We start from the raw sequence: 15989 nt of genomic DNA on the forward strand, positions 1-15989 counted from the left end.
TCCCGCCGCGCTCGCGGAGGAACGCCTGTAGCAGCTCGATCGAGGTGACGAGGACGTCCTCGCGCTCGCCGATCTCGAGCAGGCGCGGCAGTCGCGCCATCTCGCCGTCGTCGTCCACGATCTCGGCGATGCCGGCGACGGGGTGCAGCCCCGCGAGCAGGAGCAGGTCGACGGCGGCCTCGGTGTGCCCGTCGCGCTCGAGCACCCCTCCGTCGACGGCACGTAGCGGCAGGATGTGGCCCGGCCGGGTGAGGGCGGTGGGAGCGGCGTCGGGGTCGGCGAGGACCCGGAGGGTGTGCGCGCGGTCGGCCGCGCTGATCCCGGTGCTCAGCCGGTCGGCCGCGTCGACCGTGACGGTGTACGCGGTGCCGCGCGGATCCTGGTTGACGGCGATCATCGGCGGGAGGTCGAGCCGGTCGGCGATCGCGTTCGTCAGCGGCGCGCAGAGGAACCCGGAACTGTTGCGCACCGTCCACGCGATCGTCGCGGCGCTCGCGGTCTGCGCGGCCAGGACCACGTCGCCCTCGTTCTCGCGGTCCTCGTCGTCGACGACGATGACGGGGCGGCCCTTCCGGAGGGCGGCGACGGTGTCGGGGATGCTGGCGAGGGCCATGCCGTGCTCCAATGATCGAGTCAGGGCACAGCCTAGGGACTAGGCATTCACCCGTGCACGTCCAGTCCCGGAGATGACGACCCGAGCGCCGGTGCCATACTTCCGGGACCGCCGCCCGCCGCGCGGCCCGACCCCAGGAGGCGCCGTGCCGTCCGTGAGCGTCCGCGACGTCGCCGCCCGAGCGGGCGTCTCCGTCGGCACCGTCTCGAACGTGCTGAACCGGCCCGAGCGGGTCGGCGCCGAGTCGGTCCGCCGCGTGCAGGAGGCGATCGCCGAGCTCGGGTTCGTCCGCAACGACGCCGCGCGGCAGCTGCGCGCCGGTCGCAGCCGGAGCATCGGGCTCGTCGTCCTCGACGCCGGCAACCCCTTCTTCTCGGACCTCGCTCGCGGCGCCGAGGCGCGCGCGGCCGAGTCCGGACTGGCCGTCCTGCTCGGCAACACCGACGACGACGCCCGCCGCGAGGCCGCCTACCTCGACCTCTTCGAGGAGCAGCGCGTGGGCGGCGTCCTCATCTCGCCGCTCGGGGAGGACTCGACGCGCCTCGACCGCCTCCGCTCGCACGGCATCCCCTGCGTGCTCGTCGACCGCCACTCGCTCGACCCGGCGCTCTCGTCGGTCGCCGTCGACGACGTGGCGGGTGGACGCCTGGCCGTGGAGCACCTCCTGAGCCTCGGGCGCCGGCGCCTGGCCGTGGTGGGCGGTCCGGAGTCGATCCGCCAGGTCGCCGACCGGCTCGCGGGGGCGCGCGCGGCGGTGCGCGAGGTCGACGGAGCCTCGCTCGAGGAGATCGCGACCGACTCGCTGTCGGTGCTCGCCGGGCGCGAGGCGGGGCGCGCTCTCGCCGCGCGCGACGCCTCCGATCGCCCCGACGCCGTGTTCTGCGCGAACGACCTGCTCGCGGTCGGGGTGCTGCAGGCCCTGATGCTGCTGGGCGACGTCCGCGTGCCCGAGGACGTCGCCCTCATCGGCTACGACGACATCGCGTTCGCGACGGCGACGGTCGTGCCGCTGTCGAGCATCCGCCAGCCGAGCGCGCTGATCGGCGCGACAGCGGTCGACCTGCTGCTGGACGCCGAGCCGCGCCAGGTGCTCTTCCAGCCCGAGCTGGTCGTGCGCGCGTCGACGGCGGGCTGAGCCGAGCGGATCCGGGCGACCCGGCCCGCGGGCCCGCGCGTCCTGCTAGCGTTTCCTGGGCCGCGTCCAAGAAACCCGGCACTCCCGACCCCTCCACGAAAGACGTCATGCGCCGCTCTCTGATCCTCCCCGCCGCGCTCGCCGCCGGCGCCCTCCTGCTCAGCGGCTGCACCGCAGAATCCGACGCGGGAGGCGACTCCGCGACCCCCGTCGCCGACGGAGTGCTCACCTACGCGTCCGGCGACGCCGAGCCCACCTGCCTCGACCCGCACGTCGGCGGCAACTATCCGCAGGCCCTGCTCGCGACGCAGGTGCTCGAGTCGCTCGTCTCGCGCGAGGCCGACGGCACGATCACGCCGTGGCTCGCGGAGTCGTGGACCGTCTCGGACGATGCGCTCAGCTACGACTTCACGCTGCGCGAGGGCGTCGAGTTCACCGACGGCACCCCGCTGGACGCGGAGGCGGTCGCCGCGAACATCGCGCACCTCCAGGACCCGGCCACGAAGTCCTCGACCGGCTACCTCGCCGTCGCCAAGGTCGAGTCGGTCACCGCCGTCTCGCCGACCGTCGCGCGCTTCACGCTCAGCGCCCCCGACAGCGCGCTGCTCGAGTCGCTCGCCCAGCCGTGGACGGCGATCCAGTCGCCCACCGGCATCGCGCGCGGCGAGGCCGCCAACTGCGAGGCGCCCGTCGGCACCGGTCCGTTCACGGTGACGGAGTGGGTCAAGCAGGACCACGTGACCCTCACCCGCAACGACGCGTACGACGCCTCGTTCGGCCCGACCGGCGACGGCCACGAGGGCCCCGCGTACCTCTCCAGCATCGAGTGGCGCTTCCTGCCCGACTCGGCCACCCGCTACGCGGCGCTGCAGGCGGGCGAGGTCGACGTGATCGACAACGCTCAGCCCGACACGCTGCAGGCCGCCACCGACGCCTCCGACCTCGTCGAGCTCGACGCCCCGCGCCCCGGCTCGGTCAACCGCCTGGAGCTCAACAGCGGCCAGTCGCCGTTCGACGACGCCGGTGTGCGCGAGGCGTTCATCCGCGCGGTCGGCGTGAACGACGCCATCGACTCCCTCTTCTTCGGCACCGCCGAGCGCTCCTACTCGCCGCTGTCGAGCAGCGAGGCGACCGCCTACTCCGACCCCTCGCTCTTCGAGGACGCCGGCTCCGACGACGAGGTCGCGGCGGCCGAGGAGCTCCTCGAGACCGCGGGCTGGACCGACTCCGACGGCGACGGCATCCGCGAGAAGGACGGGCAGCCGCTCACGCTCCGTTTCCCGGTCAGCACGAACCAGTCGATCCCGGCCGAGCAGTCGCTCTTCGAGCAGATCCAGGCCTCGGCGAAGGCCGTCGGCTTCGACGTCGAGATCAGCCTGCTGGACCTCTCGAGCTGGTACGCGGCCCTCGCGGCGAACGAGTACGAGCTGGTCAGCGCGCCGTACACGAAGGTCGGGCCGGACGTCCTGCGGATCCTCTACTCCTCCTCGGGCATCACCCCTGCGCCCAGCGGCTACTTCGCCAACCACGCGCAGATCGCCGACCCGGCGCTCGACGCGCTGCTCGAGCAGGCCAGCGCGACGACGGACGCGGACGAGCGCGCCGACCTGTACCGCCAGGCGCAGGAGATCGTGCTGTCCGGGTACTGGATCCTGCCGCTCTACGACCAGCAGAACCACTACCTGCTCCGCTCGTCGGTGCAGGGCGTGGAGGCGCTCGCCACGGTCTCGACGCCGTGGTTCGCCGACGCCTCGGTCTGACGCTCCGCTGATCGAGCGGCCTCCCTCTCGCTGATCGAGCAGCCCGCGCAGCGGGCCGCCGCCCTGCTGATCGAGTAGCCCCGCAGGGGCGTATCGAGATCCACGTCCTCCCGAACGCCGGGTGATCGCGGATCTCGATACGTCGGCTGCGCCGACTACTCGATCAACAGGGTGCGCTCCGTGTCCGGTCAGCACGAGGCATCCTGGTCCTGTGACCCCCCCTCGGAAGGAGCACCCCGCATGATCCGCCGCGTCCTCCTCCGCCTGGGCGGCGCCGTCGTCGTGCTCTGGGCCGTCGCGACCGCCGTCTTCTTCCTCATCCGCCTGATCCCCGGCGACCCCGCGCAGGCGATCCTCGGCGGCCCCGGTTCGCAGGCGTCCGCCGAGGCGCTCGCCGCGGTCCGGGAGGAGTACGGACTCGACCAGCCCCTCCTCCTGCAGTACCTCACCCAGCTCGGCCGGCTCGCGCAGGGCGACCTCGGCACCTCCTACTCGCTGCGCGTCCCCGTCGTCGAGCTGCTCGGGCAGCAGCTGCCGGGCACCCTGCTGCTGGCCGTCCTCGCTCTCGCGCTCGCATGGATCCTCGCCCTCGCGACCGCGCTCTGGTCGACCCGCGGCGGCCGGATCGCCGCGGCGCTCGGCGCCGGCCTCGAGCTGACCGCCGCTGCCCTCCCGCACTTCTGGCTGGCCACCGTCCTGATCGCCGTGTTCGCCACGACCCTGCGCTGGCTGCCCCCGGTCAGCACCGGAGCGCCGAACGGACTCGTGCTGCCCGCGCTCACTCTCGCGATCCCGCTGGCAGGCTTCCTCGGACAGGTGATGCGCCGCTCCCTCCTCGACGCCCTCGAGTCGCCGTTCGTGCTCGCCGCCCGTGCACGCGGCGAGAGCGAGCTGGGGCTCCGACTCCGCCACGCCCTGCGCCACGCCGTGCTCCCGGGCATCGCGCTCTCGGGCTGGGCGTTCGGCTACCTGATCGGCGGAGCGGTCGTCGTCGAGACGATCTTCGCGCGGCCGGGCCTGGGCCGGACCCTGCTGTCGGCGGTGACCGTGCGCGACGTGCCGGTCGTGACCGGCGTCGTCCTGGTCACCGCCCTCGCCTACATCCTCGTGACGTTCGCGACGGATCTCGTGGCGCGCCTCGTCGATCCGCGGCTCGCTCCCGCCCGCGTCGTTCCCGCCGTCGCGGAGACGGCCGCATGAGCGAGCTCGAGCTGCGCACCTCCGCCGCCCCCGCGCGCCGACGAGGCCGGCGCCTGCGCCTCGGCGAGATCGTCGCGCTCGCCTTCGTCCTGCTGCTGCTCCTCGCCGCGCTCGCCCCGGGGCTCCTCGCCCCCTCGGACCCCCTCGCGATCGCCCCGACCGAGGCGTTCTCGCCCCCCTCTGCGGAGCACCTGCTCGGCACCGACGAGTCCGGCCGCGACGTCCTCAGCCGCGTCATCGCGGGCGCCGGGGCGTCGCTCCTGATCGGGGTGAGCGCGACCGCCATCGGCCTGGCGGTCGGCGCCGTGCTCGGTGTGGTCGCGGCGTTCGGCGGGCGGGTGGTGGACGGCGTGATCGGCCGCGTGCTCGAGGTGCTGTTCGCGTTCCCCGCCCTGCTGCTGGCGCTGCTCGTCATCGTCGTGACGGGCCCCGGAGTGGTCCCCGCCACCGTCGCGGTCGGCCTCTCGACCGCGCCCGGCTACGCCCGCATCCTGCGCACGCAGCTGCTCGGCATCCGCGACTCCGGCTACGTCGAGGCCGCGCGCGTCCTGGGTCACGGCCCGATCCGCATCCTGTTCCGGCACGTTCTGCCCAACACTTTCGCGCCCCTCGCGGTGCTCGCGACGCTGGGCGTGGGTCAGGCGATCGTCTGGGCGTCGGCGCTCAGCTACCTCGGCCTCGGCGCCGAGCCGCCGGCCCCGGAGTGGGGCGCGATGCTCTCGGCCGGCCGCACCTACCTCGCGAGCGCGTGGTGGCTGACGGTGTTCCCGGGCTTGGTGATCGTGCTGACCACGATCGCCACGACCGTGCTCGGCGGCCGACTGCGGGGGGCGCGATGAGCGCCGTCGTGGTCGAGGACCTGCGTGTCGCGTTCGACGGCGTCGAGGTCGTGCACGGAGTGTCGTTCCGCGTCGAGCCGGGCGAGTGCGTGGCGATCGTGGGCGAGTCGGGCTCGGGCAAGAGCGTCACGGCGCGGGCGCTGCTGGGGCTGAGCGGAGGCGCGGTGACCGGCAGCGTCCGCGTCGGCGGGGCCGAGGTGGTCGGCGCCGCCGAGCGGACGCTGAGGGGTCTTCGCGGGGCGGGCGTCGGCTTCGTGCCGCAGGACGCGCTGCTCTCGCTCGACCCGCTGCGCCCCATCGGTCGCGAGATCGGCGACGCGTGGCGCCTGCACGGCCGCCTCCCCGCGGCCGAGCGGGCGCGTCGGGCGGCGGCGGCGCTGACCAGCGTCGGCATGCCCGAGGCGGCCGAGCGGATGCGCGACCGCGCGGGCGACCTCTCGGGCGGACTCCGTCAGCGGGCGCTGCTGGCCTCCGCGATCGCCCTCGATCCTCCGCTGCTCGTCGCCGACGAGCCCACCACCGCGCTCGACGTGACGGTGCAGGCGCGCGTGCTCGAGCTGTTCTCCGAGCAGAAGGCGCGCGGACGCGCCCTGCTGCTGGTGTCGCACGACCTCGCGGTGGTCGCGGGGCTCGCCGACCGCATCCTGGTGCTCGCCGACGGGCGCGTGGTCGAGGACGGACCGGCCGCGGACGTGTTGCGCGCCCCGTCGAGCGCCGAGGCGCGCGCCCTGGTCGCCGCCGTGCCTGCCGGGCGGCCCCGCGGCACCCGCCTGTCGTCCGCCGGGGCCGAGGTCCTGCCCCCGCCGGTCCCGGGCGACGTGGTCCTGCGGGCGACGGGGCTGCGCACCACCTTCGCCCGCCCGGGCGGAGGCGTGCGGGTCGCCGTCGACGGCGTCGACCTCGAGCTGCGGCGCGGCGAGACACTGGGGGTCGTCGGCGAGTCCGGCTCGGGGAAGAGCACGATGGCGCGGCTGCTGCTGGCGCTGCGGCGACCGGAGGAGGGGAGCGTCGAGTTCCTCGGCCGCCCGTGGTCGTCGGCGAGCGAGCGCGAGCGCCGCCCGCTCCGCCCGCGGATCGGAGCCGTCTACCAGGACAGCCTGTCGTCGTTCGACCCGCGCTGGAGCGTCGGCCGCCTGCTGCGCGACGCGGGTGCCGGCGACGTCGGCGAGCTCCTGGGGCGCGTGGGCCTCGCTCCGGCGCTGGCCCAGCGCTCGCCGCGGACCCTCTCGGGCGGGCAGCGTCAGCGGGTGTCGATCGCGCGCGCCCTGGCTACCCGCCCCGACGTGCTGATCTGCGACGAGCCGGTGTCGGCGCTCGACGTCTCGGTGCAGGCGCAGATCCTCGACCTGCTCGACGACCTTCAACGCAGGCACGGCCTGGCGCTGCTGCTGATCTCGCACGATCTCGGGGTGATCGCGCACATGAGCGACCGCATCGCGGTGATGCGCGAGGGGCGCGTGGTGGAGTCGGGGGAGGCCGCGGCGGTGCTGCGGGCGCCGGCGTCGGAGTACACGCGGCGGCTGCTGGCGGACGCTCCGCGGCTCGACCGGCGCTGAATCCGCGGGCCGCTGGGCCGGGCGTCCTCGAGTGGGCGCGGACCGGGCCGCGCGGCGTGATCAGAGCCCGTCTCGAGTCCACTCGTGAGCGCCCGCGTCGGCGAGTGGGCGCGGACCGGGCCGCGCGGCTCGGTCAGGCCCCGTCCCGGGTCCACTCGCGGGCATCCGCGTCGACGAGTGGGCGCGGACCGGGCCGCGCGGCTTACTCAGAGCCCGTTCCGAGTCCTCTCGCGAGTGTCCGCGTCGAAGACTGGGCGCGGAGCGGGGTGTGCCGCCTGTCCGGGCCCCGTTCCGGGTCCACTCGTCGGCGCGCGGAGCCGGTGGGTCCGCCCGCCGGCACCCCTCACCCCGCCAGGGCCCGCGTCCGCTGCACCGCCCACACCGTCAGCCCGAAGCCCAGCACCGTCGCGGCGACCAGCATCAGTGCCGTCCAGCCGCCCGCCTGCCACAGCAGGCCCGCGAGCGCCGATCCGATCGCGCCTCCCGTGAAGTTGCCCACGATGTACACCGTGTTCAGCCGGCTCCGCGCCGACGGATCGATCGAGAGCATGCGCGTCTGCGCCAGCACCTGCACGCCCTGCAGCCCGATCGAGAACACCGCCACCGCGATCAGCACGACCACGATCGACGTCGCTCCCAGGCCCGCGATCACGACGCCGATCAGCGCCACGACGAGCCCCGCTCCGATCGCCGGCAGCGACAGCCCACGGTCGTAGAGGCGCCCGACCCGCTGCGCCGAGATCGCGCCGGCGATGCCGACGAGGCTCACGAGTCCGATCGCGGTGGCCGAGTACGAGAAGGGCTCGGCACCCAGGAGGAAGGTCAGACCCGTCCAGAACAGCGTGAACGCGCACATGGCCGACGCTCCGATCAGCACCGTCACGCGCACGGCCCGACTGCCCGCGACCGTGCGCAGCACCGAGGCGAGCAGCGTCCCGTACCGCACCTTGGCGCGCGGAGGCAGGCGCGGGAGACGGCGCGCCATCACGATCGCGAGCACCAGGACGAGCGCGGCGGCGAGGCCGAACACCGACCGCCAGCCGAGCAGATCGGCCAGGATCCCGCTGATCGCCCGCGAGATCAACAGGCCGAGCAGCAGCCCGGAGGCGACCGTGCCGAGCACGCGCCCCCGTTGCTCGTCGGTGGCGAGGTCGCCGGCGAGCGGAGTGAGCAGCTGCCCCGCCACGGTCGTCACGCCGATCAGGGCGAGCGTCGCGAGCAGCACCGGGAACGCCGGCGCGAGCGCGGTCGTCGCCAGGAACACGGCCGCCAGCACCATCAGCGCCGGGATCAGCCGTCGCCGGTCGAGGGTGTCGCCCAGCGGCACCAGGAGGAACACCCCGATCGCGTAGCCGACCTGCGTCACCGTCACCAGCAGTCCCGCGGAGCCGGGGGAGACGTCGAAGGTCGCACCGATCACCCCGAGCAGCGGTTGCGCCCAGTAGAGGTTGCCGACCGCGGCGCCTCCGGCGATCGCGAAGAGCAGGGTGAGCCCGCGGGTCATGCCGGCGGGGCGATCGACGGTGCTCACGGGGCTGTGGGGGTCGTGGTGACGGGCATGGAGCGATCCTCTCGCGGCGCGGGGACGGGGCGCGCGAATCCAGACAACTCCTCCCCAGGGGGTGGGCGAGAGGTTCTGTCCAGAGGTGTTCCCGCAGGGCATCCCGCCGAGCGGAGGCGCGACGTAGCGTGAACCCATGCCCCACGATCCCGAGGTGAAGGACTTCCTCGTCTCCCGCCGCGCCCGCCTGTCGCCCGACCGCGTCGGGCTGCCCTCCGGAGGCGTCCGCCGCGTCCCGGGCCTGCGCCGCAGCGAGGTCGCCCAGCTGGCGGGCGTGAGCATCGAGTACTACTCGCGCCTCGAGCGCGGCGACCTCCGCGGAGCCTCCGAGTCGGTGCTCGAGGCGCTCGCCGCGGCCCTCCGGCTCGACGACGCCGAGCGCGCCCACCTGTTCGATCTGGCCCGCGCATCCGGAGGCGCGCCGGTGCGCCGGCGCCCGAGGCGCGCGGTCGGAGTCCGGCCCTCGCTCCGCCTCGCGGTCGAGTCGATCACCACCGCGCCGGCCTTCGTCCGCAACGGCCGCCTCGACGTCCTCGCCGAGAACGAGCTGTTCCGCGCGCTCTACGCCGACGAGTACGGCGCCCGCGAGCATCCCGAGCGCCCGGTGAACCTCGCCCGCTACACCTTCCTCCGCCGCGATCTCTCCGTGCGCTTCCACCCCGACTGGGCGACGGCCGCCGACATCAGCGTCGGAATCCTGCGCACCGAGGCCGGCCGCACGCCCGACGACGCCGGTCTGCAGGCCCTCGTCGGCGAACTCTCGACCAGGAGCGACGAGTTCCGCCGGCGCTGGGGCGCGCACGACGTCCGCCACCACGCGAGCGGTGCGAAGTTCTTCCACCACCCGGTCGTCGGCGATCTGCACCTCAGCTACGAGGCGTTCGAGCCGATGGGCGATCCGGGCCTGAACTTCCTGATCTACAGCGCCGAGCCCGGCTCGCCGAGCGCCGACGCGCTGACGCTGCTCGCCTCCTGGTGGGCGACGAGGCAGCAGGATGCGCCACCTGCCGGTCGCGACCTCGCCGCGCCGCGCCTCGTCCCGCCCCCGACACCGAGGAGCTCCCAATGACCTGGAACCCGACGACCCTCGCGGCGATCGCCGCCTCCGACGATCTGCACGTCTCGCCCTTCCGCGCCGACGGAGCGACGTACGGCACTCCCACCTGGATCTGGTCGGTCGTCGTCGGCGACGATCTCCTCGTCCGCGCCTGGAACGGTCAGCGCTCGCGCTGGTACCGAGCCGCTGTCGAGCAGGGTGCCGGGCGCATCCGGGCGGCCGGCGCCGAGCACGAGGTCGCCTTCGAGCAGGCCGACCCCGCGAGGCGCGACGCCGTCGACGCCGCCTACCGTGAGAAGTACGCGGGCAGCCCCTACCTGGCTCCCATGCTCGGGGAGGGCCCGGTCTCGGCGACCATGCGCCTGCTCCCGCTCCGATCACCGCGCTGACCGCGCCACTGCCGAGAGGACCTCGTGAACATCGAACCCGCCGCACCCACCGTCAAGAACCCGCCCGAGCAGTTCGTCGGCGACGTCTGGCTCGACCTCCTCGCCGTGCCGCACGATCCCGACCAGCGCGCCACCCTCGGCCGCGTCCGCTTCGCCCCCGGCGCCCGCACGGCCTGGCACTCGCATGCCCGCGGCCAGTACCTGCACGTGACGCAGGGAGTCGCGCGCTTCGGTGCTCGCGACGGCACGATCCTCGAGCTCCACGCCGGGCAGACCCTCTACACCCCGCCCGGCGAGGAGCACTGGCACGCGAGCGCTCCCGGCGTCTTCATGGAGCACCTCGCCCTGTTCGAGAGCGCGGACGATCCGGCTGCGAGCACGGTCTGGGCCGAGCACATCACCGACGACGAGTACGAGGGGCGGTGACGCCTCCTCCGGCGCGCCGTGACCGCCGAGGGGCGGCGAGGTGGTCGGCTTCACCGGGGACGACGCGCAGGAGGACACCGTGACCGACAGCAGCACCGCCGAGGGCAGCACTGAGGACCTGACCGTCCTCATCGCCGAGCTCGAGCAGCAGGAGCGCGATCTCGTGCTCGACTCCTTCGACCACGACACGGCGTGGCGGCTCGGCTCCCGCATCGCCGAACTCGCCCGGGAGGCCGGGGCGGCGGTCGCCGTCGACATCCGCCGCCCCGGGCTCCTCCTCTTCCGCGCCGCCCTGCCCGGCAGCACTCCCGATCAGGAGTCGTGGATCGCCCGCAAGTCGGCCGTCGTCCTCCGTCTCGAGACCAGCAGCGCCCTCGCCGACGCCCGCTTCACCGCGGCGGGCGCCGACCCGTCGGCCCGTGGCTGGCTCGGTCCGGAGTACGCCGTCACCGGCGGGTCGGTCCCGATCCGGGTCCGCGGCGTCGGAGTGGTGGCCGCGGCCACCGTCTCGGGCCTCGCCTCCCTCGACGACCACGCCCTCGTCGTGCAGGCCCTCCGCGAACTGGTCGCCGCCCAGGGCTGAGCCCGCCCGCCACGGATCGGATCAGCTCGGATCAGCACGGATCAGATCAGCTCGAGGTTCGGCCCGCGGTGGACGGCCAGGTAGGCCCTGTTCCGCAGGATGTTCGCCTCGTCGTCCGTGAGCGTCCGGTCCAGCGGACGGAGGACGATGCGGACGAGCGCGTTGATCTGCCCCTCTCGGATCCCGAGCCGCTCCCGAGCGCGGTCGGGCAGGAGCTCTCCGGCCGTCGTGGCGAGGACGTGCACGCTCTCGATAGCCGCGGCGTCGACCCTGAGAGCGGCGCGGATCCGGTCGCCGAGGGTCTCCTCGTCGTCGTCGCGGTCCACGACGACCGAGATGTCCCGGCGCACCGCGGGCAGGGACGAGACCGGACGCCAGGGCTCGAGGTCGGCCATCTGCTCGAGGATGCGCGGATCGCTCGCGCGCAGCACTCGGATGTCGTCGATCCGCTTCCTCAGCATGAGCGCGCGGTCCAGACCCATCCCGAGAGCGAGCCCCGACCAGACGGCCGGGTCGAGCCCCGATCGCAGGAGGAGTCCGGGATCGATCAGACCGCATTCGGCCAGTTCGAGCCAGTCGCCCCCGACCTGCACGTCGAGCTGACAGCCGTCGGTCGTGTACGGATGCTCGGCGGGAACCGCTCGCCATCGTGCGCCGGGAAGCACCGCGTCCACGACGGCTTCGAGCATGCCCTCGAGGTCGGCCGTCGTCATCCGCGCCGTGTTCGTCACGCGCCACAGGTCGACCTGGTGCGGTTCGCCGACGTGCGTGCGGTCGATGGAGTCGCGGCGGTACACGAGACCGGGCAGCACGTGGAGGCGGTCGTGGTCACCGGTCTCCTCGCGGGCGAGAGCCCGGAGCAGCGGCGGGATCATCGCGGACGTGTGGGTGCGGAGCATCACGGTCTCGCTGACGTACCGCGAGTACCGCTCGTCGCGGGTGACCGCGGAAGCGTCGAAGCCGAGGCGGTCGTAGTTGTCCTCCACGGCGACCAGGGGACTCGCGCGCACCGTCGTGGCGGGCACGCCCCAGGTCTCGGCGAGCGCCTCCGTGACGGCGGCGAGGAGGAGTTGCAGGGCGTGCTCGCCCTGCGCGGGATCGCTCAGGTCCCGGAGAGCGAGCGAGGAGCCGAGGTCATCGGCGGAGAGGGAGGAGGGCATGACAGTCCATTTCGAGTCGGAGTGAAGGGGGAGACCCCTCGACCGACCCGGCGCGCGGACTGATCTACGCGCGCACGCTCAGCCCTGCACGACCGGTGACCGGTCGAGGGCTGAGAAATCGCAGCGTCGCATGCATGCCTCCACTGTACGTCCGGCGCCCGCGGGGAGGCGAACGTCCCCCCCAGGTGCCGAAGGCGCCCCGACCGTCCTTTCTGGACGGCAGAGGTGAGGGATTGTCGGAGGCGTTTGGTGGAGTACGCGTATGACAGAACCAGACGAGGGCGCGCCGGTCGGGCCCGACCCGGTCCGGGCCCTCTCCGATCTCGCCGCGCGCCTCGCGCGGTCGACCGCGCCGGTCCTCCTCGCCAGGGCGGTGGCGCTGCACGCGGCGCATCGAGCGGCGCTCGCGGTTCCGGAGTCGTACGCCCGCGGCGACCGTCTGTCCTGGAGCGAAGCGAGCGATCTCGTCGAGCGGTCCATCCGGGCCGAGATCGCGGTCGCGCTCCAAGTCTCGGAGCGGGCGGCCTCCCGCCTGCTCGAGCAGGCTCAGCTGCTCGTCGAGGACCTCCCACGCACCCGCGCCGCGCTGGCGGAGGCCCGGATCCTCTGGGAGTCGGGCGAGGTGATCTGCGCGGTGGCGAGCACACTGCCCGCCGGCTCCCGAGCCGAGTTCGACGAGCGCGCGGCCGAGTCGGCGCTCTCCTCGACGCCGACGCAGCTGCGGAGGGTGGTGGCCCGGCTGCGGGACGAGTTGCACGAGCAGCCGCTCGCCCAGCGGCACGCCCGCGCCCGCGAGGACCGCTCCGTCTGGGTCAGCCCGGAGATCGACGGCATGGCGACTCTCTGCGCGCTGCGGCCCGCGACCGTGGCACTCGGCGCCTACCACCGCCTCGACCGCATCGCCCGCTCCCTCCGCGGCGGTGCTGCCGGCGGTGCTGCCGACGAGGCGGGCACCCGTCTCGGCGACGAGCGGACCCTCGCGCAGCTCCGCGCGGACGCGTGCGCCGACCTGCTGTGCGACGGCGAGGTCAGCGGTGCGGGCCCCGGCCCCGGCGCAGACGGCGTCGCTCCGACCTTCGTTCCGGGAGTGCGCGCGGAGGTGCGCCTGACCCTCGCCGCGAGCACGGCGGCCGGGTGCGACGAGGCCCCGGCGGAGCTCGACGGCTACGGCCTCGTCCCCGCCGAGCTCGCGCGGGCGCTGATGGGGGAATCGGCCTCGCTGACGCGCGTCCTGACCGATCCGGTGTCCGGCGCGGTCGTCGCGGTGGGCCGCACCCATCGAGTGCCCCCGCCGCGGATGAGGCTCGCGCTCCAGCTGCGCGACCGGACCTGCCGGTTCCCCGGCTGCACCCGCTCCGCGGCGACCGCCGACGCCGACCACGCCCTCGAGTGGCGCAACGGAGGCGAGACGGCGCTCGACAACCTCGCCTCGCTCTGCGTGAGCCACCACCACGTGCGCCACGGCGATCGCTGGACCTACGTGCTCCAGCCCGACGGCCGAGCGGACTGGACCACTCCCACCGGCCGCCGCGTCACGACCCGACCACCCGCCCTCGTCGAGCCTCGAAGCCCCGCTGTCGACCGGGAGGGCCCCCGGTTCGGGGAGCCGCCCCCGTTCCGACGAGCGCCCGCCCGGGTCAGGGGCGGATGAGCACCTTGAGCGCCTCGCGCGAGTCCATCAGCCGGTAGGCCTCGGCGATCTCGGACAGCGGCAGCTCGCGGTCGAACACCCGCCCGGGGTCGATCGTGCCGTCGAGCACCTGCGGGATCGCGGCCTCGAGGTACGCCCGCACCGTCGCCGGCCCTCCGGTGAGCGTCGCGTTCTTGCCGAACAGCGACGCGAATCCGATCGGAGCCTCCTCGTACTGCGGCACGCCCACGCGCGAGAGGACGCCACCGGGGCGGAGGACGCCGTACGCCTGCTCGTAGGCGGGCAGGTGTCCCACGGCCTCGAGGACCACGTGCGACCCCTCGCCCCCGGTGATCTCCAGCACCTTCGCGACGCCCTCCTCGCCTCGCTCGGCGACGACGTGCGTCGCTCCGAACGACCGGCCCAGGTCAGTGCGGTCGGTGTGGCGGCCCATCAGGATGATCGTCTCGGCGCCCAGCTGCTTCGACGCGAGGACGGCTGAGAGCCCGACCGCGCCGTCCCCGATGACCGTGACGATCGTCCCCGGGCCGACGCCCCCGCGCACCGCGGCGTGGTGGCCGGTCAGGTAGACGTCCGAGAGGGTCAGCAGCGAGGGCATGAACGCCTCGTCCGTCCCCTCGGGGATCACCACGGCGGTGCCGTCGGCGAACGGGACGCGCAGCTTCTCGGCCTGCGTGGCCGACGCGGCGCCGTCGAAGAAGCCGCCGTGCACGCACGAGGTGGTGAGGCCGTCGCGGCAGAACGCGCACGTGCCGTCGGACCAGGCGAAGGGGACGATCACCGTGTCGCCCACCTCGAGGGAGGCGACGTCCGAGCCGATCCGCTCGACGACCCCGATGGCCTCGTGGCCCATGCGCCGACCCTCGGGGGTGTCCTCGAGGTCGTGGTACGGGTGCAGATCGGATCCGCAGACGCACGCGTACGTGACGCGCAGGATCGCGTCGGTCGGCTCCAGGATCTCGGGGTCGGGGACCTCGACGACGCGGACGTCGCCGGATCCGTACATCAGGGTGGCGTGCATGGTGCTCCTCTTCTCGGGAATCCTCCGTTCCGCGCAGCGGTCGGAGGGGGGCGCTCCCAGTGAAGGGACACCGCCGCAGCCGTGCCAGGGCCCTCCCGAGACGGGGTCCAGCAGACACTCCCACCGCCGCCCGGCACCCCCGTAGCGTTCGAAGCATGGACAACCGAGCCGAGATCCGCGAGTTCCTCGCCTCCCGCCGAGGGCGCATCAGCCCCGAGCAGGCGGGCGTGGAGCCGATCGGCGGTCGGCGACGGGTGCCCGGGCTCCGTCGCGAGGAGGTCGCCCGCCTCGCCGGGGTGAGCGTCGACTACTACACCCGCCTCGAGCGCGGGAACCTCGAGGGCGTCTCCGACAGCGTCCTCGACGCGATCTCCAGGGCGCTGGCCCTCGACCCCGCCGAGCGCGACCACCTGTACGACCTCGCCCGCGCCGCCGCTCCGACCGCCCGCCGTGTCCGCCCGGCGGTGGTCGCCGCGACCGTGCGCCCCGAGCTGCAGTACCTGCTCGACGCGATCACCGGTGCCCCCGCCTTCATCACGAACAACCGGATGGACATGCTGGCCGCCAACGCGCTCGGCTTCGCCCTCTACTCCGAGATGTACCGGGGGCCGCAGCGACCCGCGAACCACTCGCGCTTCATCTTCCTCGACCCCCGCGCGCACGACTTCTACCCCGACTGGGAGCGCGCGGCGAACGTGAACGTCGCGATCCTGCGGCGCGACGCCGGCCGCAGCCCGCACGACGGGCAGCTCGCCGAGCTCGTGGGCGAGCTGTCGATGCGGAGCGAGGAGTTCCGGACCCGCTGGGCCGCGCACGACGTGCGGCGCCATTACGCCGGCCGCAAGCAGTTCCGGCACCCGGTCGTCGGGCTCCTCGAGCTGACCTTCCAGGCCATCGAGCTCGACCAGGATCCCGGGCACTCGATCACCGTCTACCCCGCCGTCCCCGGCAGCTCCTCCGACGAGGGACTGCGCCTGCTCTCCAGCTGGGCCGCCACCGAGGGCGTCGTCGAGCGCGCCCGCGCGACCGCCGAGTGAG

At 74.1% G+C, this 15989-nt stretch carries 14 protein-coding genes and 1 pseudogene; 11 read left to right on the plus strand and 4 right to left on the minus strand.

Features of this window, described 5'->3' with window-relative positions; genetic code table 11:
* Positions 1-10: 10 nt before the first annotated feature.
* A pseudogene (ribB, locus tag ASF48_RS08360) lies at positions 11-613 on the minus strand (3,4-dihydroxy-2-butanone-4-phosphate synthase); the annotation flags it as partial.
* 145 nt (positions 614-758) lie between these two features.
* Between ribB and ASF48_RS08365 the strand changes: the two are divergent.
* From ASF48_RS08365 to ASF48_RS08385, 5 genes are all read left to right on the plus strand, one after another.
* On the plus strand, positions 759-1748 hold the full coding sequence (locus tag ASF48_RS08365) for a LacI family DNA-binding transcriptional regulator (RefSeq protein WP_055789703.1): 990 nt from the start codon (positions 759-761) through the stop codon (positions 1746-1748).
* 107 nt (positions 1749-1855) lie between these two features.
* Positions 1856-3508, plus strand: a complete 1653-nt coding sequence (locus ASF48_RS08370) for an ABC transporter substrate-binding protein (protein WP_055789707.1) — start codon at positions 1856-1858, stop codon at positions 3506-3508.
* A gap of 240 nt (positions 3509-3748) precedes the next feature.
* Complete coding sequence (locus tag ASF48_RS08375; RefSeq protein ID WP_055789712.1) at positions 3749-4708, plus strand: ABC transporter permease; 960 nt, start codon at positions 3749-3751, stop codon at positions 4706-4708.
* Positions 4705-5547 carry an ABC transporter permease gene (locus ASF48_RS08380; RefSeq protein WP_055789716.1) on the plus strand — a complete coding sequence of 281 codons (843 nt, stop codon included), beginning with the start codon at positions 4705-4707 and terminating at the stop codon, positions 5545-5547. Before ASF48_RS08375 ends, ASF48_RS08380 begins: the two co-directional genes overlap by 4 nt.
* Positions 5544-7103 carry an ATP-binding cassette domain-containing protein gene (locus ASF48_RS08385; protein WP_055789719.1) on the plus strand — a complete coding sequence of 520 codons (1560 nt, stop codon included), beginning with the start codon at positions 5544-5546 and terminating at the stop codon, positions 7101-7103. The genes ASF48_RS08380 and ASF48_RS08385 overlap by 4 nt, the downstream gene beginning before the upstream one ends.
* A gap of 343 nt (positions 7104-7446) precedes the next feature.
* Here the strand turns inward: ASF48_RS08385 and ASF48_RS08390 are convergent, their stop codons facing one another.
* On the minus strand, positions 7447-8634 hold the full coding sequence (locus tag ASF48_RS08390) for an MFS transporter (RefSeq protein ID WP_230673157.1): 1188 nt from the start codon (positions 8632-8634) through the stop codon (positions 7447-7449).
* A gap of 166 nt (positions 8635-8800) precedes the next feature.
* On the opposite strand from ASF48_RS08390, the gene ASF48_RS08395 reads away from it, so the two are divergent.
* The 4 genes from ASF48_RS08395 (at position 8801) to ASF48_RS08410 (ending at position 11119) form a co-directional block, all read left to right on the plus strand.
* The gene (locus ASF48_RS08395; RefSeq protein ID WP_055789721.1) at positions 8801-9733 is read left to right on the plus strand and encodes a helix-turn-helix domain-containing protein; all 933 of its coding nucleotides are present in this window, start codon (positions 8801-8803) and stop codon (positions 9731-9733) included.
* Positions 9730-10110 carry a DUF2255 family protein gene (locus tag ASF48_RS08400; protein ID WP_055789730.1) on the plus strand — a complete coding sequence of 127 codons (381 nt, stop codon included), beginning with the start codon at positions 9730-9732 and terminating at the stop codon, positions 10108-10110. The genes ASF48_RS08395 and ASF48_RS08400 overlap by 4 nt, the downstream gene beginning before the upstream one ends.
* Before the next feature lie 24 nt (positions 10111-10134).
* Positions 10135-10536 (plus strand): cupin domain-containing protein, encoded by a 402-nt coding sequence (locus ASF48_RS08405; RefSeq protein WP_055789735.1) that lies wholly within the window; start codon positions 10135-10137, stop codon positions 10534-10536.
* Positions 10537-10615: 79 nt separating this feature from the next.
* Positions 10616-11119, plus strand: a complete 504-nt coding sequence (locus ASF48_RS08410) for a heme-degrading domain-containing protein (RefSeq protein ID WP_235577215.1) — start codon at positions 10616-10618, stop codon at positions 11117-11119.
* Between the two features lie 41 nt (positions 11120-11160).
* Here the strand turns inward: ASF48_RS08410 and srmL are convergent, their stop codons facing one another.
* Positions 11161-12279, minus strand: a complete 1119-nt coding sequence (gene srmL, locus ASF48_RS08415) for a PheS-related mystery ligase SrmL (RefSeq protein ID WP_055789738.1) — start codon at positions 12277-12279, stop codon at positions 11161-11163.
* 262 nt (positions 12280-12541) lie between these two features.
* Between srmL and ASF48_RS08420 the strand changes: the two genes are divergently transcribed.
* Positions 12542-13930 (plus strand): HNH endonuclease signature motif containing protein, encoded by a 1389-nt coding sequence (locus tag ASF48_RS08420; RefSeq protein WP_055789741.1) that lies wholly within the window; start codon positions 12542-12544, stop codon positions 13928-13930.
* Here ASF48_RS08420 and ASF48_RS08425 read toward each other — a convergent pair.
* Positions 13917-14951: a zinc-binding dehydrogenase gene (locus tag ASF48_RS08425; protein ID WP_082481141.1), complete on the minus strand. Its 1035-nt coding sequence runs from the start codon at positions 14949-14951 to the stop codon at positions 13917-13919. The two genes, ASF48_RS08420 and ASF48_RS08425, sit on opposite strands and share 14 nt — an antisense overlap.
* A gap of 155 nt (positions 14952-15106) precedes the next feature.
* On the opposite strand from ASF48_RS08425, the gene ASF48_RS08430 reads away from it, so the two are divergent.
* Positions 15107-15988: a helix-turn-helix transcriptional regulator gene (locus ASF48_RS08430; protein ID WP_055789746.1), complete on the plus strand. Its 882-nt coding sequence runs from the start codon at positions 15107-15109 to the stop codon at positions 15986-15988.
* Position 15989: the final 1 nt, after the last annotated feature.

The organism is Rathayibacter sp. Leaf299 (assembly GCF_001423055.1).
In the GTDB taxonomy this organism is placed as follows: Bacteria; Actinomycetota; Actinomycetes; order Actinomycetales; family Microbacteriaceae; genus Rathayibacter; species Rathayibacter caricis.